Origin of the sequence: Streptomyces tailanensis (assembly GCF_008386495.1) — a bacterium.
Lineage (GTDB): Bacteria > Actinomycetota > Actinomycetes > Streptomycetales > Streptomycetaceae > Streptomyces > Streptomyces tailanensis.
In genome coordinates, this window is record NZ_VTHJ01000001.1 from 1 (window position 1) to 16,192 (window position 16,192).

The 16,192-nt window shown below is 70.5% G+C and carries 16 protein-coding genes; 5 read left to right on the top strand and 11 right to left on the bottom strand.

Annotated features, from left to right (window positions below; all coding sequences use genetic code 11):
- Positions 1-384: 384 nt before the first annotated feature.
- The 3 genes from F3T56_RS00005 to F3T56_RS00015 all read right to left on the bottom strand — a co-directional run bounded on the left by F3T56_RS00005 (position 385) and on the right by F3T56_RS00015 (position 3,057).
- A complete protein-coding gene (locus tag F3T56_RS00005; RefSeq protein ID WP_149822534.1) occupies positions 385-1,344 on the bottom strand; it encodes a DUF6891 domain-containing protein in 960 nt (319 codons plus the stop codon).
- A 110-nt stretch (positions 1,345-1,454) separates the two neighbouring features.
- The gene (gene glnII / locus F3T56_RS00010; RefSeq protein WP_149822535.1) at positions 1,455-2,486 is read right to left on the bottom strand and encodes a glutamine synthetase; all 1,032 of its coding nucleotides are present in this window, start codon (positions 2,484-2,486) and stop codon (positions 1,455-1,457) included.
- 211 nt (positions 2,487-2,697) lie between these two features.
- A complete protein-coding gene (locus F3T56_RS00015) occupies positions 2,698-3,057 on the bottom strand; it encodes an arsenate reductase family protein (RefSeq protein WP_149822536.1) in 360 nt (119 codons plus the stop codon).
- Positions 3,058-3,242: 185 nt separating this feature from the next.
- On the opposite strand from F3T56_RS00015, the gene F3T56_RS00020 reads away from it, so the two are divergent.
- A complete protein-coding gene (locus F3T56_RS00020; RefSeq protein ID WP_149822537.1) occupies positions 3,243-3,557 on the top strand; it encodes a hypothetical protein in 315 nt (104 codons plus the stop codon).
- Positions 3,558-3,772: 215 nt separating this feature from the next.
- On the top strand, positions 3,773-4,429 hold the full coding sequence (locus tag F3T56_RS00025) for a DUF4360 domain-containing protein (RefSeq protein WP_149822538.1): 657 nt from the start codon (positions 3,773-3,775) through the stop codon (positions 4,427-4,429).
- A 279-nt stretch (positions 4,430-4,708) separates the two neighbouring features.
- Here the strand turns inward: F3T56_RS00025 and F3T56_RS00030 are convergent, their stop codons facing one another.
- Positions 4,709-5,890: a winged helix DNA-binding domain-containing protein gene (locus F3T56_RS00030; RefSeq protein WP_149822539.1), complete on the bottom strand. Its 1,182-nt coding sequence runs from the start codon at positions 5,888-5,890 to the stop codon at positions 4,709-4,711.
- A 280-nt stretch (positions 5,891-6,170) separates the two neighbouring features.
- On the opposite strand from F3T56_RS00030, the gene F3T56_RS00035 reads away from it, so the two are divergent.
- Positions 6,171-7,508, top strand: a complete 1,338-nt coding sequence (locus F3T56_RS00035) for a DUF2252 domain-containing protein (protein ID WP_149822540.1) — start codon at positions 6,171-6,173, stop codon at positions 7,506-7,508.
- A gap of 17 nt (positions 7,509-7,525) precedes the next feature.
- Here the strand turns inward: F3T56_RS00035 and F3T56_RS00040 are convergent, their stop codons facing one another.
- A complete protein-coding gene (locus F3T56_RS00040; RefSeq protein ID WP_149822541.1) occupies positions 7,526-9,169 on the bottom strand; it encodes an alpha/beta fold hydrolase in 1,644 nt (547 codons plus the stop codon).
- Positions 9,170-9,429: 260 nt separating this feature from the next.
- Here F3T56_RS00040 and F3T56_RS00045 point away from each other — a divergent pair, with 260 nt between their 5' ends.
- Positions 9,430-9,726 carry a hypothetical protein gene (locus tag F3T56_RS00045; RefSeq protein ID WP_149822542.1) on the top strand — a complete coding sequence of 99 codons (297 nt, stop codon included), beginning with the start codon at positions 9,430-9,432 and terminating at the stop codon, positions 9,724-9,726.
- 29 nt (positions 9,727-9,755) lie between these two features.
- Here the strand turns inward: F3T56_RS00045 and pspAB are convergent, their stop codons facing one another.
- The 5 genes from pspAB to glnA form a co-directional block, all read right to left on the bottom strand.
- On the bottom strand, positions 9,756-10,346 hold the full coding sequence (gene pspAB, locus F3T56_RS00050; protein ID WP_149822543.1) for a PspA-associated protein PspAB: 591 nt from the start codon (positions 10,344-10,346) through the stop codon (positions 9,756-9,758).
- 6 nt (positions 10,347-10,352) lie between these two features.
- The gene (htpX, locus tag F3T56_RS00055) at positions 10,353-11,276 is read right to left on the bottom strand and encodes a zinc metalloprotease HtpX (RefSeq protein WP_149822544.1); all 924 of its coding nucleotides are present in this window, start codon (positions 11,274-11,276) and stop codon (positions 10,353-10,355) included.
- Positions 11,277-11,384: 108 nt separating this feature from the next.
- Positions 11,385-12,821 (bottom strand): HEAT repeat domain-containing protein, encoded by a 1,437-nt coding sequence (locus tag F3T56_RS00060; protein ID WP_149822545.1) that lies wholly within the window; start codon positions 12,819-12,821, stop codon positions 11,385-11,387.
- An 8-nt stretch (positions 12,822-12,829) separates the two neighbouring features.
- Positions 12,830-13,087: an SCO2583/SCO2584 N-terminal domain-containing protein gene (locus tag F3T56_RS00065; protein ID WP_149822546.1), complete on the bottom strand. Its 258-nt coding sequence runs from the start codon at positions 13,085-13,087 to the stop codon at positions 12,830-12,832.
- A 135-nt stretch (positions 13,088-13,222) separates the two neighbouring features.
- Positions 13,223-14,632, bottom strand: a complete 1,410-nt coding sequence (gene glnA / locus F3T56_RS00070) for a type I glutamate--ammonia ligase (RefSeq protein ID WP_149822547.1) — start codon at positions 14,630-14,632, stop codon at positions 13,223-13,225.
- 197 nt (positions 14,633-14,829) lie between these two features.
- Between glnA and F3T56_RS00075 the strand changes: the two genes are divergently transcribed.
- Positions 14,830-15,297, top strand: a complete 468-nt coding sequence (locus F3T56_RS00075; protein WP_149822548.1) for an RDD family protein — start codon at positions 14,830-14,832, stop codon at positions 15,295-15,297.
- Positions 15,298-15,363: 66 nt separating this feature from the next.
- Here F3T56_RS00075 and F3T56_RS00080 read toward each other — a convergent pair whose 3' ends face one another.
- Positions 15,364-16,065, bottom strand: a complete 702-nt coding sequence (locus F3T56_RS00080; protein ID WP_149822549.1) for a DUF4191 domain-containing protein — start codon at positions 16,063-16,065, stop codon at positions 15,364-15,366.
- Positions 16,066-16,192: the final 127 nt, after the last annotated feature.

A 16,192-nucleotide genomic window follows, 5' to 3' on the forward strand; every position in this document is an offset into this window, starting at 1 on the left:
GAAGGGCCGGGCGCAACGAACGGCGCCGCCAACTCCCGCAGCCCACCCACCCCGTCACCCCCACCCCGGTGCCGCAGAAACACGTCACCACACCCAACGACCACCACCGGCGAAGGTCACGCATTCGATGCAAGAACTGCCGTTCCCTTCCCCCGGGAGTGCTCCTGCCGCCGGCCGGAGACTCACTCCCGCACCACCAGAACACGCTCGCGTGTCCCTGATTGCCACCTGCTCAACACCCTCCCCCACTCTCGGCTTCTCCCCCACTCTCGGCTTCGCTCGAGCGTGGGGGACCCCCATGAGCGGGGGGACCCCCACGCCCGACAGGAGCCCTCCTCTCACCAGTTGGACGCCTCTCGACCGGTACGCGGATCTGCCGTTCCCTCAGCCGACCAGGCGTTTGCGCCAGTCCAGCGGGGTGACGGTGATGGCCCTGGTGGGATCGCCGTCCCACTCCGTGGACAGTCCTTCCGCGGCGAGGGCCGCCACGACCTCGTGACCGACGGCCGTCGTGGTGTCGTCGGCTCCGTCGAACCCGCCGTACAGCAGCATCAGTCCGTGTCCGGCGGCGGCGCCCTCGGTGCACTGCGAGTGGAAGAACACGAACCCCCGGGCGCCGTCGGTGCTTTCGGCGCCTATCTCGCTCGTACCGCAGTTGCGGCAGCAGGTGAAGTTCTCCCGGGCGGTGATGCCGTGCTCGGCCTGGAGCGTCTCGAAGGCGCGGGTGATCCGCTCGGGGTCGGTGATTCCGTCCCAGGTCTCCTGCTCGGCGAGCCGCTCCACCCACAGCCGGTCGACGAGCTCCCGGGCCTGCGGCCGGGAGACGGGCCGGTAGTCACCGTCGACCAGATACTCCTCGGCGGCCTCGCTCAGCTGGGCCCGGTCGCCGTACCCACAGGCCAGCAGCTCCCGTACCCGCTCCTCGACCTCTTCCCGTACGTCGTCCGGGAGTTCCGGCACCTCCTCGGGGGCGTCGAGCTCGACGGGGGTCCACTCGATGCCGCCGTCCCAGCCGTCCGTGCGCCGCGCCCAGCCGGTCATGGCCTCGGCGACCCGCTCCCGGTCGGTGAGGACCGCCCCGAAGAAGCGGTCACGTCCCTCCCGGTACTCCAGCTGGTACTCCCCGCTGCCCTCCTCGTGCCAGACCTGGATGAAGACATCCGGCACGTCCGGTATCCGCTGCGCGACCAGGAACCGGTCGCCGTCACCGCCGATCCGGCACACCAGCTTCCGCAGCAGCTCCGCCGAAACCCGGGCGTGCTTCTGCCAGTTCTCCGTCTCGATCTTGACGGCCAGCTCGGACGTGTCGGACGTACCGGTCGGGTCGCCCCCGTAGATCTTCATGCCCCCCACCATGACATGCCCCACTGACAACGCGATCATGGGGCAAGGCGAAGGGGGCGCCCACCTCGACGGTGGACGCCCCCTTCAAAGAGCCCTCAGTGGACCGGCGATCAGACCTGGCCGGCCTTCTCCAGCGCCGAGCAGCAGGTGTCGACGAGCAGACGCGTCACGACGTACGGGTCGACGTTGGCGTTGGGACGGCGGTCCTCGATGTAGCCCTTGCCGTCCTTCTCGACCTGCCACGGGATACGGACCGAGGCACCGCGGTTGGAGACGCCGTAGCTGTACTCGTTCCACGGGGCGGTCTCGTGCAGACCGGTCAGACGGTCGTCGATGCCGGCGCCGTAGTTCTTGACGTGGTCGAGCGGCTTCGAGCCCTCGCCCAGCGACTCGCACGCGGTGATGATCGCGTCGTAGCCCTCGCGCATCGCCTTCGTGGAGAAGTTGGTGTGCGCACCGGCGCCGTTCCAGTCACCCTTGGCCGGCTTGGGGTCGAGGGTGGCGGCGACGTCGAAGTCCTCGGCGGTGCGGTAGAGCAGCCAGCGGGCCACCCACAGGTGGTCGGAGACCTCCAGCGGGGAGACCGGACCGACCTGGAACTCCCACTGGCCGGGCATGACCTCGGCGTTGATGCCGGAGATGGCGAGACCGGCGGCCAGGCAGTTCTCCAGGTGGGCCTCGACGATGTCACGGCCGAAGATCTCGTCGGCGCCGACACCGCAGTAGTAGCCGCCCTGGGGGGCCGGGAAGCCGCCCTTGGGGAAGCCGAGCGGGGTGCCGTCCTGGAAGAAGGTGTACTCCTGCTCGATGCCGAAGATCGGCTCCTGGGAGGCGAACTTCTCGGCGACCTCACGCAGCGCGGCACGGGTGTTGGACTCGTGCGGGGTGAAGTCGATGTTGAGGACCTCGCAGAGCACGAGGACGTCGTCGCCACCGCGGATCGGGTCGGGGCAGGTGAAGACCGGCTGGAGCACGCGGTCCGAGGAGTGGCCCTCGGCCTGGTTCGTGGAGGACCCGTCGAAGCCCCAGATCGGCAGCGCGTCCAGACCGGCGGGTTCACCCGCGATGATCTTGGTCTTGGAACGGAGCTTGGCCGTCGGCTCGGTGCCGTCGATCCAGATGTACTCAGCCTTGAAGGTCACGGGACACATCCTTCGGGGTGGGTCACTAGGCGCAATTGCGGGTGCTACGGGTGCTGCGGCGCTGCGGCACTGAAACGCCGCGCTGATGCCCGGCAGCCTGTCAACGTGCGATTTCCCGATCATTGCTCGAATGTGAACCCCGTGTTACCGGGTGTCGCTGTGGCACGACTCACGTTCCGATTCCGACGCCCGCGGGGCGGCTCGTATGCGACTACCGCGACAGAGCGTCCCGTACGGCCTCGTCCGTGCGGGCCAGTACCGCCGTGCCGTCGTCCGCGGTGATGATCGGCCGCTGGATCAGCTTCGGATGCCCGGCGAGCGCCTTGATCCACTGCTCGCGCGAACCGGTGTCCCGCGCCCACTCCTTGAGCCCGAGCTCCTTGGCGGCGGCCTCCTGGGTCCGGGTGATCTCCCACGGCTCGAGCCCGAGCCGCTCCAGCACCTCGCGGATCTCGTCCTCGCTCGGTACGTCCTCCAGATAGCGGCGGACGGTGTAGTCGGCGCCCTCGGCGTCGAGCAGGCTGATCGCGCTACGGCACTTCGAGCAGGCCGGATTGATCCAGATCTCCATGGCGCCCACGGTAGCGGGCGGTCGGGCGGTCCAGGAAAACCCGTGTTCCACCTCTGTCACAGGACCACTCAAAACCCTTCTGGCCAGGGGCGATTGTCAGTGGTGGGTAGTAAAATAGAAGCAGTGTTCGAGGGTTGCCGACGGGGGATTTCCGGCGGCGCCCAGACCGCGACAGGAGGATGTCCGTGCCCGCTGCCGCACTGAAGTCGAAGCCGCTGCCCACCCAGTCCACCGTCCAGCATCCCGTCCTGCTCGACCTGCCGTACGCGCCCGTGGTGAAGCACACCCTGCCGCCGGGCCGTCCGCGGGAGTGGTACATCACGCACAACCGGCGACTGAAGGCCATGCGCCTCGCGATCGCCCTGCTCGACTCCGGTGTCTACATGCCGAATCAGGCGCGCAACGAGACGATCCGGAGCACCGCCGAGGTGATCGGCGTGCACCCGCCGTCGGACACCACGTGCCACATGGTGCGGGCGCTGATGCGGTACAGCCGCTGACGCCGACGCTCCGCTGAGAAAAAGGGCGATCTCCGGCCGCCAGGGTTGGCCGGAGATCGCCCTAGCTCTGCCCGCCCGGGGTCCATAAGATGCGGTCGCCCCTCGGTCTTCACAGCTCTTTCACAGGCGGCCCTTTCGTGGGTCGGTCATTCGCGGGCCGAGGGGGGCATCGCGCTGTCTTTGACATGTGCATGACTCTGATTGGAGAACCCCCCATGGCTCGTGGTCTCCTGCTGGGCGGCGCCGTAGCCGCCCTGTTCGCCACCGCGCTTCCCGCGCAGACGGCGTCGGCGGACTCGCCGTTCGACAACCCGCCCCCGGACAAGATCGTCATCAAGGTCGCCACGGTGAACGGCTCCGGCTGTCCCCAGGGCACTGCCGCGGTCGCCGTCTCGCCCGACAACACCGCGTTCACCGTGACCTACAGCGACTACCTCGCCCAGGTCGGCGGCGGCGCCCCGTCCACCGCGTTCCGCAAGAACTGCCAGCTCAACCTGATCGTCCACGTGCCCGGCGGCTTCACCTACGCCATCGCCAGCGTCGACTACCGCGGCTTCGCCTCGCTCCAGCGCGGCGCGAGTGGCGTCGAGAAGGCCTCGTACTACTTCCAGGGCTCCCCGGACACCGCCGCCAGAACCCACACCTTCAACGGCCCCTACGAGGACAACTGGCAGGCCACCGACGAGACCGACTGGGCCCAGCTGGTCTGGGCGCCCTGTGGTGTCGAGCGCAACTTCAACATCAACACGGAGCTGCGCGTCAACCGGGGTTCGTCACCGGCCGGCAGCACGAGCTTCATGACGATGGACTCGACGGACGGTGACATCAGCACGGTGTACCACTTGGCGTGGAAGGAGTGCCCCTCCGGGTGAGCCGGGGTGCCGGGTGCCCTCTTTTTTCTGGGCACCCGGTGCTCGTGCGGGCCTCGCTGGGGGCTGCGCCCCCAGACCCCCTCGGCGGGTTGATCGGCTGCGGGTGAGTGGGGGCTTGTCGCGCCCACGCGGCGGAGCCGCATATTGATACAGCCCCGCGCCCCTTAAAAGCCCCGGACGCGACCCATGCCGTCAAGGGGCGCGGGGAACTGCGCGAGCAACCACGAACCACCCGCAGCCGCCACACAACCCAAACCCTCAAGCTCTCCCGCCCTCCGCTCAGCCCAACTCCCGTTCCAGCGGCGTCCGGAAGCGCGGTGTGACCCGGGTGTCGCCGAGCCACCCCCGCAACCGCTCGGCCTCCACCGCGATCGCGGCCTCGGCCTCCCCGCCGACCCCCTCCGCGTCCAGCACCCGCCACACGATCTCCCCGTCGGACCGCTGGGCCCAGCCGCCCACCACGCGGCCGTTCCACCACACGGTCGGGCCTATGTTGCCGCTGCGGTCGAACAACGCGGGGCGAAGCTCGGGGGAGAGGAACCAGTCACGCTGCTGCCAGCCCATCGCGGTGGGGTCGAGGGCGGGCAGCAGCGCGGCCCAGGGCTCGGCAGGGCAGGCGACCGGCTCCTCGTCCCCGGCCACCACATACCCCATGCCCTCGTCCAGCGTCACGGCCCGCGCGCCTATCGCCGTGAGCGCCCGGCGGACCTCCGTCACCCGCCACCCCGTCCACCACTTCAGGTCGGCCTCGGTCGCCGGACCGCACGCGGCCAGCCAGCGACCGAGCAGCGACGCCTGGGCCTCAGCCACGTCCAACTCGGCGTGCGGGGGCGCGACGGCCCAGCGGAACTGGCTGGACGTCCAGGAGCCGAGCGGGCGTCCCCGTACGACTCTGCCCTCCACGCCCAGCACCTTCAGCAGCCGGGTCGAGACGGTGTGCATGCCCTCGTAGCTCTTGCCGGCGGCGTACACGAACTGCTGCCGCAACCGCGGTTCGTCCTCGGCGAGTTCGGCCGCCGTCGCCTGGCCGCGTCGGCCCAGCGCGGCCAGCGCCGACTCCTCGACCTCCTTCAGCCAGGCCGCGTCGGGCGCCCCGGCCGCCGCCATCTGCTTCAGCAGCGCGGCCCTCTCCTTCGCCGCGACAGCCATTCCGGTCGACGCGTGCACCACGGCGGTCAGGCCGGTGGGGAACACGAAGACGGTGTGCCGCATGCCGTGCATCCGCACCAGGGCCCGGTCCGCGTACAGCGCCCGCTCGGTTTCGGCCACCGTCCGCCCCGGATCGGCGAGCCGCGCGCCCACCGCCAAGTACACCGTCGCGGGATCCGTACCGTGCAACGCGACCAGCGAGTCCGCGATCTCCTCCGGGCCCGCCGCCCGCCTGGATCCGGCCAACCGCTGCCGCGCCGCGAGCCGGTCCCGCCGCTCGCCCGCGCCGATGTACCGCCGCTCGTCCCCCATACCCGCCGCCCCTCCGCCCGTACGTCACACCCGCCGTCGAAAACATCCTCCCGGACACCACTGACAATCGGCTCCCGCCGGCGACAACCGGCTCCCATCGGCGTCCGGCCCCCGTCACCCGATCGCCGTACTGGACATGCGGACGCCCCCCATCCGCCCTTGACTGCCATCAGGAGACGGGACGGGACCAGGGAGGCGGGATGGAGTCATACGGCATACGGCGCACGTGGCAGTCGGCCCGATGACCACGCCCTCGGCCACGTCCTCGACCACGACGCCCGTGACCACGCCCGCGGACCGCGCCCGCGAGGGCAGGGCCGCCCGCAAGCACGTGCCGCGTTCCGCGCACGCCACCTGGATCCCGCCGGTCGACCGCCCGGACCCCGTCGCCGTACTCGAACGCCAGGGCCGGGACCGTCTCCCGGAGCTGCTTCCCATCCGGTACGGGCGGATGGGCGTTTCCCCGTTCGCCTTTCTGCGCGGGGCAGCCGCCGTGATGGCCGCCGATCTCGCCGGCCAGCCGCACACCGGCCTCACCGTCCAGCTCTGCGGTGACGCGCACCTGCTCAACTTCGGTCTGTACGCCTCCCCGGACCGGTCCCTGCTGTTCGACCTGAACGACTTCGACGAGACGTTCCCGGGGCCCTTCGAATGGGACGTGAAACGGCTCGCGGCCTCCGTCGCCGTGGCCGCCCGGGAGAACGGCCATGCGGAGGCCGACGTACGCAAAGCGGCGTACGGCGCGGTCGCCGGGTACCGCCGGACCATGCGGGACCTCGCGGGGCAGGGCGAACTCGCCGTCTGGTACGCGCGCGTGGACGCCGACCGGCTGCCGCCGCTGGCCCGCCCGGGCCGCCGCCGACGCGTCGAGTCGACCCTCGCGCGCGCCCGCCGCCGCACCAGCCTGCACGCGCTCGGCAAACTCACCGAGGTCGTCGACGGACAGCGCCGTATCGTCCAGGACCCGCCGTTGCTGGAGCCCGCGGGCGCCCCCGACATGGCGGCCCTGCGCAAGATCTTCAGCGACTACCGTTCCACCCTCGCCGAGGAGCGCCGTGTCCTCCTCGACCGGTTCCGCTTCGTCGACGCCGCCCGCAAGGTCGTCGGCGTCGGCAGCGTCGGCACCCGCTGCTTCATCGTCCTGCTCGTCGGCCGCGACGCCGACGACCCGCTGTTCCTGCAGATCAAGCAAGCCGGCCGGTCCGTCCTCGAAGAACATCTGCCGAGCGGCCCGTACGACCACCCTGGGCACCGTGTCGTGGCAGGTCAGCGCCTCCTCCAGGCCGCCGGGGACATCTTCCTCGGCTGGATGACCGGACCTCAGGGGCGGCCCTTCTACTGGCGCCAACTGCGCGACATGAAGGGCTCGGCGGAGGTCGTCGGCATGCCTCCCGCCGACCTCCGCGCCTACGCCCGCCTCTGCGGCACCACCCTGGCCCGCGCCCACGCCCGCTCCGGCGACCGGATCGCCATCGCCGCCTACCTCGGCGGCAAGGACACCTTCGAACGCGCCCTCACCGACTTCGCCCTCGGCTACGCCGACCAGACCGCCCAGGACCACGCGGCCCTAGGCGCGGCGATCACGGCGGGCGTGGTGACGGCCCAGCCCGGAGTGTGACCCCCGGACCTGGCCGACTACGCGTACCGCCCCAACAGCCCGCCGACATAGGCCTCCAGCCGTGCCCCCAACACCTCCGGCGTCAGATCCGTCCGCCCCAGCTCCCGCCACGGCACCGCCAGCTTCTCCGCGTCGGGCGCGTAGGCGAGCGCGTCCAGCAGCCGCCAGTACAAGTGCTCCTGATCCCCTGCCAGTTGACGCCCACCCAGCACCTCGTACCGCTCACGGAAGCCGAGCCCGTACTCCGCCCCGTGCAGCAGCGCCAGCGCGGTCGAACAGTGGGCGACATCGAGGTCCGCCGGCCCCCACGAGGTCTCCACCCAGTCCACGACCCCGCTGATCCGCAACTCCTCGCCCTCGCCGGTGAACAGCACGTTCCCCGGATGGAAGTCCCGGTGCAGAAAACACCCCTCGTACGCGGGTGCTTCGCGGCGGATCACGTCCACGGCCCGCTCCCACAGCGGGCCGCCGGGCGTGCGGACCCGCTCGGGCGACGTCCACGCCTGGTACGTACGCGGCCGTTCCGCCGGTACGACCGCGTGGATACGGGCGAGTTGGCCGGCCAACAGGTCCAGCCGCCCGTCCAGGTCCAGGTCCCCGTCGTCCTCCACCCGTACCGACCCCGGCAGCAGGGACATCAACAGCGAGGGGTGATCGGCGAGTTCGGCGGTCGGGTCGGCGGCGTACAGCCGGGGCGTCGGGATGTCGTCGTACGACGCGAGCAAGGTGAGCACCGCCGCCTCACGGGCCAGCAGCCCGGGAGCGTGCCGCCGGAAGAACGGCTTCACGAACGACCGCAGTACAGCGGCCGACCCGTCGTCCAGCGTCAGCCGCCGCATCTGCGAACTCCAGCCACCGCGCAGCGACTCCCACTCACGCACACTCCGACCTTCCGGAAGCTGCTTGTCCACCCAGGCGCGGGTCGCCGTCCAGCCCCGGTCGCCCAGCCCCGCCAGTACGGCGTCGACGAACCGTCGGCGGCCGTCGTCATGGTCCCGGAACCACAGGCCCACGTAGTGGTCGGCGGCGGGGATGTCGACCCGGGTGAACTGGGCCCGGGCGGCCAGCGCGTCCGTGACGGCGTCGGTCACGTCGGTCGGGATGACATGATCCGTGCCCGGTACGACGAGAACGGCCCGCCCGGTGTACGCCCGGAACGCCTCCAGCGCCGGAGACCGGCGCCAACTGCCCGGCGTACGAATGATGTCGCTGAACCGGCCGATCCCCTCCCCGAACGGCACCGGCCACGCCTCCGCCCCGTACACCGCGGGCGAACACAGCCCGATCGCCGCCACCCGCTCGCCGTAGTACACGGCGAGATCGGCCACCGTCTGCCCGCTCATGCTGAACCCGACGAGGATCAGGGGCGCGCCGGCCGGAACACGCGCCCCGATCACGGCGACCGCCTGCTCGAAACGCCGACGCAGACTCAACTCCGCCAGCGCGCCCGTGCTCTCACCATGCCCCGAGAAGTCGAAGGCGACCGCTCGGCAGCCCCGCGCCACGAACTCCCCGAGCAGCGGAACCAGCCGCTCCTTGCTGCCGTTGCCCGCGCCGTGCAGCAGCACCACGGTGGCCGCGGCCGGATCACCCCCGTCCCCGTACACCCCCCTCAGCAGCTCGCCGTCGCACTCGTGTGTGAAGACAGTGACTCCGCTCATGCGCCCCATTCACTCACGTGACGCACTCCCCGTTGTCCGCGATATTCAGATGCGCGCACACGCGCCCGACGAGCATCCTGGAGACGCGCAGCCGAGTCGCCCGGCACCGGATCCCGCGTAGGACAGGCACCACTTTCCGGTCCCAGGGCTACTCTTCTACGCATCGACGGCCGGTCGCCCTCACCCCCAGCGCGCCGTCGGGACAGTCACCGCATCCAGATCCAGGCACAGTCATCACCCACGCCCCAAGGAGTCCCGTCATGGGCACCTTGATCCTTTCGGCGACCGCGGTTCTGGTCGTCCTCGGTTTCTCGAACGAAGTCCTCTGGCTCGCCGCAGTAGCCCTGCTCTACCTCTACGTCCGCTACGGCCGCACGGGGGGAGGCTCGTCGACGGCGCCCTCGTCCGGTTCCCCGGCGAGCGGCGGCTCGGCGCAGCCCGCCTCCTACCGCGCGTACCGCGACCGCCGTGACCAGCAGGCGAAGTGGGAGCGCCGCTACCGACGCGAACGGCCTTTCGAAACGCGTCGGCAGGAGCGCGAAAAGGGCAACAAGTAGACACCGTTGGCTCGGCGCCCCGGGGCCGGTCACAGCCCCGGGGCGTCCCAGAGCGGGAACCAGCGCGTCTTGTCCTTCTCGATGCGCAGGTCGTTCTCCAGTAGAGCGGCTATCTGCAGCTCCAGCGCGTTGTCGCGTTCGTGCCGGCCAGGGAGCGTACACAGCGGATAGAACGTCCCGCGCTTGTAGAGGTAGACGAGCGCCAGCCGTACGTCATCCCTCCCCTCGCCGCCCCGGAACCCGACTACCGAGCACAGCAGTTGCGGCCCGAACCCGCCGCCCTCCATCGCGCTGTTGACGGCATGCAGATCGGTCACCAGCTCGGGCAACTCACGCGGCCCTCGCCGGGACACCAGCCACGAGTACCCGTACTCGTCCCGAGAGACCTCGACACGCACCCCACCCCGTCCCGCATCCGCGTCGAGCAGCGCCCGCACCTCCCGTCGTACGTCCTCGAAGGCCCCGCCCTCGACGGAGGCGAAGCACACCGCGCCCCTTCCGGTCGGGGTGAGGGAGGCCGCCGCCTCCAGGGTGACCGCGGCCGACGGCAGGGCGAAGAGCCGGTCGAGGTCGGGCGGGACGGGCTTCGTACGGCCGAGGATGATGTCCAGAAGTCCCATGCCCGCTCAGCCCGCCTTCCCGGATCCGGGCGGGGCCGCCTCGCCCAACTCCACGGAGATCCGGCCCAGTTGTGCGAGCCGCTGCTCCAGGGGCGGATGGGTGGCGAAGAACCGCACCAGCTGCGGACGGCTGCCCAGCACGGGGGTGAAGTAGAACGCGCTGAAGGCCTGCTGCGTCCGCAGGTCCCGGGTCGGGATGCGCGCGATGTCGCCGGTGACCTTGGTCAGCGCGGAGGCGAGTGCCGAGGGCCGTCCGGTGAGGAGGGCGCCCGCCCGGTCGGCGGCCAGCTCGCGGTACCGGGACAGCACCCGGATCAGCAGGAAGCTCAGCACGTACACGGCCGCCGAGACGCCCATGACCGTGCTGAACACGAGGGCCGTGTTCTGGTCCCGGCGCCCGGCGAACACGTGCGAGTAGAACGCGAAGCGTACGACGAGCCCGGCGATCACCCCGAGGAACGAGGCGATCGTCATCACGGCGACATCCCGGTGCGCCACATGCGACAGCTCGTGCGCGAGCACGCCTTCCAGCTCGTCCGGCTCCAGCCGCGTGAGCAGCCCGGTCGTCACGCACAGCACCGCGTGATCGGCGTTCCGCCCGGTCGCGAACGCGTTCGGCATGTCCATGTTTGCCACCGCGACCTGCGGCTTCGGCACATCCGCCACCGCGCACAGCCGGTCCACCACGCCGTGCAGCCGCGGATACTCCTCCCGCTCCACGATCCGCCCGCGCATCGCATACAGCGCGATCCGGTCGGAGAACCAGAACTGCGCGGCCAGGAACCCCGCCGCGATCACCACGACCAGCACCCAGGACTTCAGCAGCGCGATCAACGCGGCCACGAAGACCACGTACAACAACCCGAGCAGAAACATCGTGACCGTCATCCGAACGGTCAGCCGCGGATCACTCCGGAACCGGTTGGACATCCGTACCACCCCACACTCAGGCAGCCGCTCGTCCCCCGACTTCCATTGTGCGCCCGCAGTCCGTCCCTGCGGACGGCAACCCCGGCCGCCCCCGGCCCTCGGCAGCCCTCAGCCGCCGAGCCCGGCCAGCCGCTTGCGCTGCCGTAGCACGTAGTCGCTGAACAGATGCCGGCCGCGATCGAGCAGCTCGCCCACCTCCGGGTCCCCGAGGCGTACGTCTGCCGATGGGAACCAGCCCTGCACGGACTGGCCGGCCCATGCCCGGAGCTTGTCGTCCGGGTCGTCCAGTACGGCCACGGCTGCCCGCAGCCGTACCACCCCGCCGCACGCGTACAGCAGCCGGAAGGCGGCCACGCGCGTGTGCCGGGCCCGCCCGGCCGCGAGCCTCTCCATCAGCCAATCGGCGGGAAGCCGGCCCGCCGACGGCAGCAGGGCGGTGGTCGTCTCGCGTACGACTCCGGGCGCGGGATCGTCGAGCAGGGGCCGCAGCCGCCGTACGTCGGACACGTCCAGCAGCCGCAGGGCCGCCACCGCACGGGCCCGTACCGGGGGCGCCGGATGGGTGAGCAGCGGCCACAGCAGCTCGGCGTCCGCCCGTTCCCCGCACTCGGCGAGCCCGATGACGGCCCCGGGCCGCAGTGCCGGGTCGTCCGGCGCCGAGCACCAGGCCCGGTGCAGGGGCAGCGGATCGGTCCCGTACTGCCGTACGACATACCGCGCACAGGCCCGCACCAGCGCCGACCGATCGCCCAGGAACTCCACCGCACGCTCGGGCCGCCGTGCCCGCCGCAGCGCGGTGACCCCGGCGGAGCGGGCGCGGGGATTGCGGGCGGTGAGCAGCGGTTCGAGTACGCCGTCGTACGACTCCTCCGGTACGGCGGCGGCCAGGGCGGCGTCCGCGCACAGGTTCTGGACGACGGCGTCCCCGTCGCGGGCGGCGGCGCGGGCCAGCTCGGCGGGAGAGAGGAGCCGTTCCTCGACGACGAGCCGGTACGCGAAGCGGCGTACGGCACGGTCGGGGTCGATGAGGAGGGGCGCGAGCCGGTCCGGCGGCGCCCCGCGCAGGACCTCGGCGAGAAGGGCCGCGGCGAAAGTCCCCCGGTCGCGGCGGCCGACGAGCAGGATCAGCGGCGCCAGGGCGAGGGCGGCGCCCATGTCGAGTGCCTCCCGCAACAGGGCGCGGGCACGCTCACGCACCGGCTCGGCCCAGTCGGCGGCACGGACGGCTACGAGCGGCAGCAGATCCGGGTACGCCATGGCCGGCCGGAGCGCCGCCTCACGGACCCGTCCGTCGCGATGGCACAGGGCGAGCGCGAGCCTGCCCTCGCCGAGGTCCGAATTACGACGCGAAAGGGCGGCGAACCGCCCGCGTCGCCCCTCGACCTCCTCCCGCGTGGGCAGCAGCTCCCGGCCGAGCCAGCAGCGGGTGCCCGCGTCCAGGTCGAGCCAGGCGCGGGGCGAGGTGACTTCGACCGCGTCCCGCAGCGGCACCCCCTGCGCGAGCTTCCGCGCCGCCTCGCCCCCGCTCCGAAAGTCTTCCCGCACGCCCGGCCTCAGTACGACGACCGATAGCTGACGTACCCGATCAGCGCGATCAGCCCCGCCACGCACCCGAACACGATCACCGTCGACACCCACGACGACCGCCGCGGCCCCACCGGATCGGGATCGGCCCGGAACGGCTGCGGCGCGGGCGGGTTCTCCTTCCAGCGCGCGGCCAACATCCGGGCCCGTGCGGAGGGCTCCTTGTGCTCGGCGTTGTCGGCCCACTTGAGGTCGAACTCGCGCTGGCTGTCGTCCTGTTCGGACATCTCCGTATCTCCCCGTAGCGATTCATAACGCTGCTCGAACAGCAGTCCACGGAACCATACGACGGCGCCCCCGCCCTGAGAAACAGGAACGGGGGCGCCGACGGAACAGCGACCGGTGAACGGCCTACGCGTCGATCACACGTCGAAGTAGAGCTCGAACTCGTGCGGGTGCGGACGCAGCTGCAGCGGGGCGATCTCGTTGGCGCGCTTGTACTCGATCCACGTCTCGATCAGGTCGGACGTGAAGACGTCACCGGCGAGCAGGAACTCGTGGTCGCGCTCGAGCGAGTCGAGGACGGCCGGGAGGGAGGTCGGGACCTGCGGAACGCCCGCGTGCTCCTCGGGGGCGAGCTCGTACAGGTCCTTGTCGATCGGCTCGGCCGGCTCGATCTTGTTCTTGATGCCGTCGAGGCCCGCGAGGAGGAGGGCCGAGAAGGCGAGGTACGGGTTGCCGGAGGAGTCGGGCGCGCGGAACTCGACGCGCTTGGCCTTCGGGTTCGAACCCGTGATCGGGATACGCATGGCCGCGGAGCGGTTGCGCTGCGAGTACACCAGGTTGACCGGGGCCTCGAAGCCGGGGACCAGGCGGTGGTACGAGTTCACCGTCGGGTTGGTGAAGGCCAGCAGCGACGGGGCGTGCTTGAGGATGCCGCCGATGTAGTAGCGGGCGGTGTCCGACAGGCCCGCGTAACCGGCCTCGTCGTAGAACAGCGGGTCGCCGTTGCTCCACAGCGACTGGTGGACGTGCATGCCCGAGCCGTTGTCACCGAAGATCGGCTTCGGCATGAAGGTCGCGGTCTTGCCGTTGCGCCAGGCCACGTTCTTCACGATGTACTTGAAGAGCTGGAGGTCGTCGGCGGCGGCGAGCAGCGTGTTGAACTTGTAGTTGATCTCGGCCTGACCGGCGGTGCCCACCTCGTGGTGCTGACGCTCGACCTGGAGGCCGGACTTGGCCAGCTCCAGGGAGATCTCGGCACGCAGGTCGGCGAAGTGGTCGACCGGCGGGGTCGGGAAGTAACCGCCCTTGTAACGGACCTTGTAACCGCGGTTGTCCTCCAGCGCACCGGTGTTCCAGGCGCCCGCCTCGGAGTCGATGTGGTAGAAGGACTCGTTCTCCGAGGTCTTGAAGCGCACGCTGTCGAAAACGTAGAACTCGGCCTCGGGACCGAAGTACGCGGTGTCGGCGATACCGGTGGAGGCGAGGTACGCCTCGGCCTTCTTCGCCACGTTCCGCGGGTCACGGGAGTACTGCTCGCCCGTGATCGGGTCGTGGATGAAGAAGTTGATGTTGACCGTCTTGTCGCGGCGGAACGGGTCGACGCGCGCGGTGGACAGGTCGGCGCGCAGGGCCATGTCGGACTCGTGGATGGCCTGGAAGCCGCGGATCGAGGAGCCGTCGAACGCGAGCTCCTCGGCCGGGTCGAAGGCCTCGGCCGGAATCGTGAAGTGCTGCATCACACCCGGCAGGTCGCAGAAGCGGACGTCGACGAACTTGACGTCCTCGTCCGCGATGAACTTCTTGGCCTCGTCGGCGTTCTGGAACATCCAGCTCCTCCTACTCCCGACCGTCCCGCCGGGGTGGTAGTTCGTTCGTGCGGCCAGTGCGGTGGCACACGCTGCCTTCGACACTAGGGACGCGTGGTTTCTCGTGCGTGACCCATTTGTTTCGCCCACGTTAATCGGACATCCTGCCCCGCACCCCACCTGTCCGTATGTCAAAACGGTCGCAGTACGGTGGTCGCGTGGACAAGAGGCAAGCAATCGGTTCGTGGCTCTCCGGCCCCCGCGCGGCCGCGGAAGAGGCGGGTGTCGACTTCGGATACCGGGGTGAACAACTCGGTCTGCCGGAGGAGGGGCCGGGCTCCATCGCCCGCCCCGGCCGGCGCCTCGGCGCCCTGGCCGTCGACTGGGGGCTGTGCCTCTTGATCGCATACGGTTTGATCACCGACGGCTACGACCAGGCGACCAGCAACTGGGCCCTGCTCATCTTCTTCCTGCTCCACGCCCTGACGCTGGGCACGGTCGGCTTCACTCCGGGTAAGCGCCTCTTCGGCCTCCGCGTGGTCTCCCAGGACGCCGGCGCCGTGAACCCCCTGCGCGCCCTCATCCGCACGGCCCTGTTGTGCCTCGCCATCCCGGCCCTGGTCTGGGACCGCGACGGGCGGGGGCTGCACGACCGGCTGGCGCGGACGGTGGAAGTACGGATCTGATCCGGCTGGTACGACGATGGGGGCGCCCGGAGTGATCCGGGCGCCCCCATCGTCGTACGCATGTCGTCAGCGGGCCTTCGGGCCGCCCTTCGGCATCCGCATGCCCTTGGGCATCGGGCCCTTTGGCAATGGCATGTTGCTCATCAGGTCGCCCATGGCGCGGAGCCGGTCGTTGGTGGCGGTCACCTGGGGGCCGGAGAGGACGCGGGGCAGCTTCAGCATGGTCGTGCGGAGCTTCTTCAGCTCGACCTGGCCCTCGCCGGTGCCCACGACGAGGTCGTGCACCGGCACGTCCGCGACGATCCGGGCCATCTTCTTCTTCTCGGCGGCCAGCAGGCTCTTGACCCGGTTCGGGTTGCCCTCGGCGACCAGGACGATGCCGGCCTTGCCGACGGCCCGGTGCACCACGTCCTGGCTGCGGTTCATCGCCACCGCCGGGGTGGTGGTCCAGCCGCGGCCGACGTTGTCCAGTACCGCCGCGGCGGCACCCGGCTGGCCCTCCATCTGCCCGAACGCGGCACGCTCGGCCCGGCGTCCGAAGACGATCGCCATCGCGAGGAAGGCGATCAGGAAGCCGAAGATGCCGAGATAGATGGGGTGACCGATCAAGAAACCGATCGCGAGGAAGACACCGAAGGTGATGATTCCGAGAGCCGCGAGTACAAGACCGATCTTCTTGTCGGCCCTGCGGGTCATCTTGTACGTGAGGGCGATCTGCTTGAGTCGCCCGGGGTTCGCAGCGTCCGCTGCGGTTTCCTTCCTCGCCATGGCACGAAGTCTACGTGCCCGGGAAAGCGCGGCCGACGGCGGTGCCGGTGGGGACCGGTGACCGGCGACAACGCTGGGGAGCGACGCCGGGCGGCGGCGGTACCGGGGTGGAGCGGTGGGTTACGAC

Coding starts and splice junctions, on each gene's coding strand:
- F3T56_RS00005 (WP_149822534.1), bottom strand. CDS start 1,344: ATGAAGATCTACGGGGGCGACCCGACCGGTACGTCCGACACGTCCGAG.
- F3T56_RS00015 (WP_149822536.1), bottom strand. CDS start 3,057: ATGGAGATCTGGATCAATCCGGCCTGCTCGAAGTGCCGTAGCGCGATC.
- F3T56_RS00025 (WP_149822538.1), top strand. CDS start 3,773: ATGGCTCGTGGTCTCCTGCTGGGCGGCGCCGTAGCCGCCCTGTTCGCC.
- F3T56_RS00030 (WP_149822539.1), bottom strand. CDS start 5,890: ATGGGGGACGAGCGGCGGTACATCGGCGCGGGCGAGCGGCGGGACCGG.
- F3T56_RS00040 (WP_149822541.1), bottom strand. CDS start 9,169: ATGAGCGGAGTCACTGTCTTCACACACGAGTGCGACGGCGAGCTGCTG.
- F3T56_RS00045 (WP_149822542.1), top strand. CDS start 9,430: ATGGGCACCTTGATCCTTTCGGCGACCGCGGTTCTGGTCGTCCTCGGT.
- pspAB (WP_149822543.1), bottom strand. CDS start 10,346: ATGGGACTTCTGGACATCATCCTCGGCCGTACGAAGCCCGTCCCGCCC.
- htpX (WP_149822544.1), bottom strand. CDS start 11,276: ATGTCCAACCGGTTCCGGAGTGATCCGCGGCTGACCGTTCGGATGACG.
- F3T56_RS00065 (WP_149822546.1), bottom strand. CDS start 13,087: ATGTCCGAACAGGACGACAGCCAGCGCGAGTTCGACCTCAAGTGGGCC.
- glnA (WP_149822547.1), bottom strand. CDS start 14,632: ATGTTCCAGAACGCCGACGAGGCCAAGAAGTTCATCGCGGACGAGGAC.
- F3T56_RS00080 (WP_149822549.1), bottom strand. CDS start 16,065: ATGGCGAGGAAGGAAACCGCAGCGGACGCTGCGAACCCCGGGCGACTC.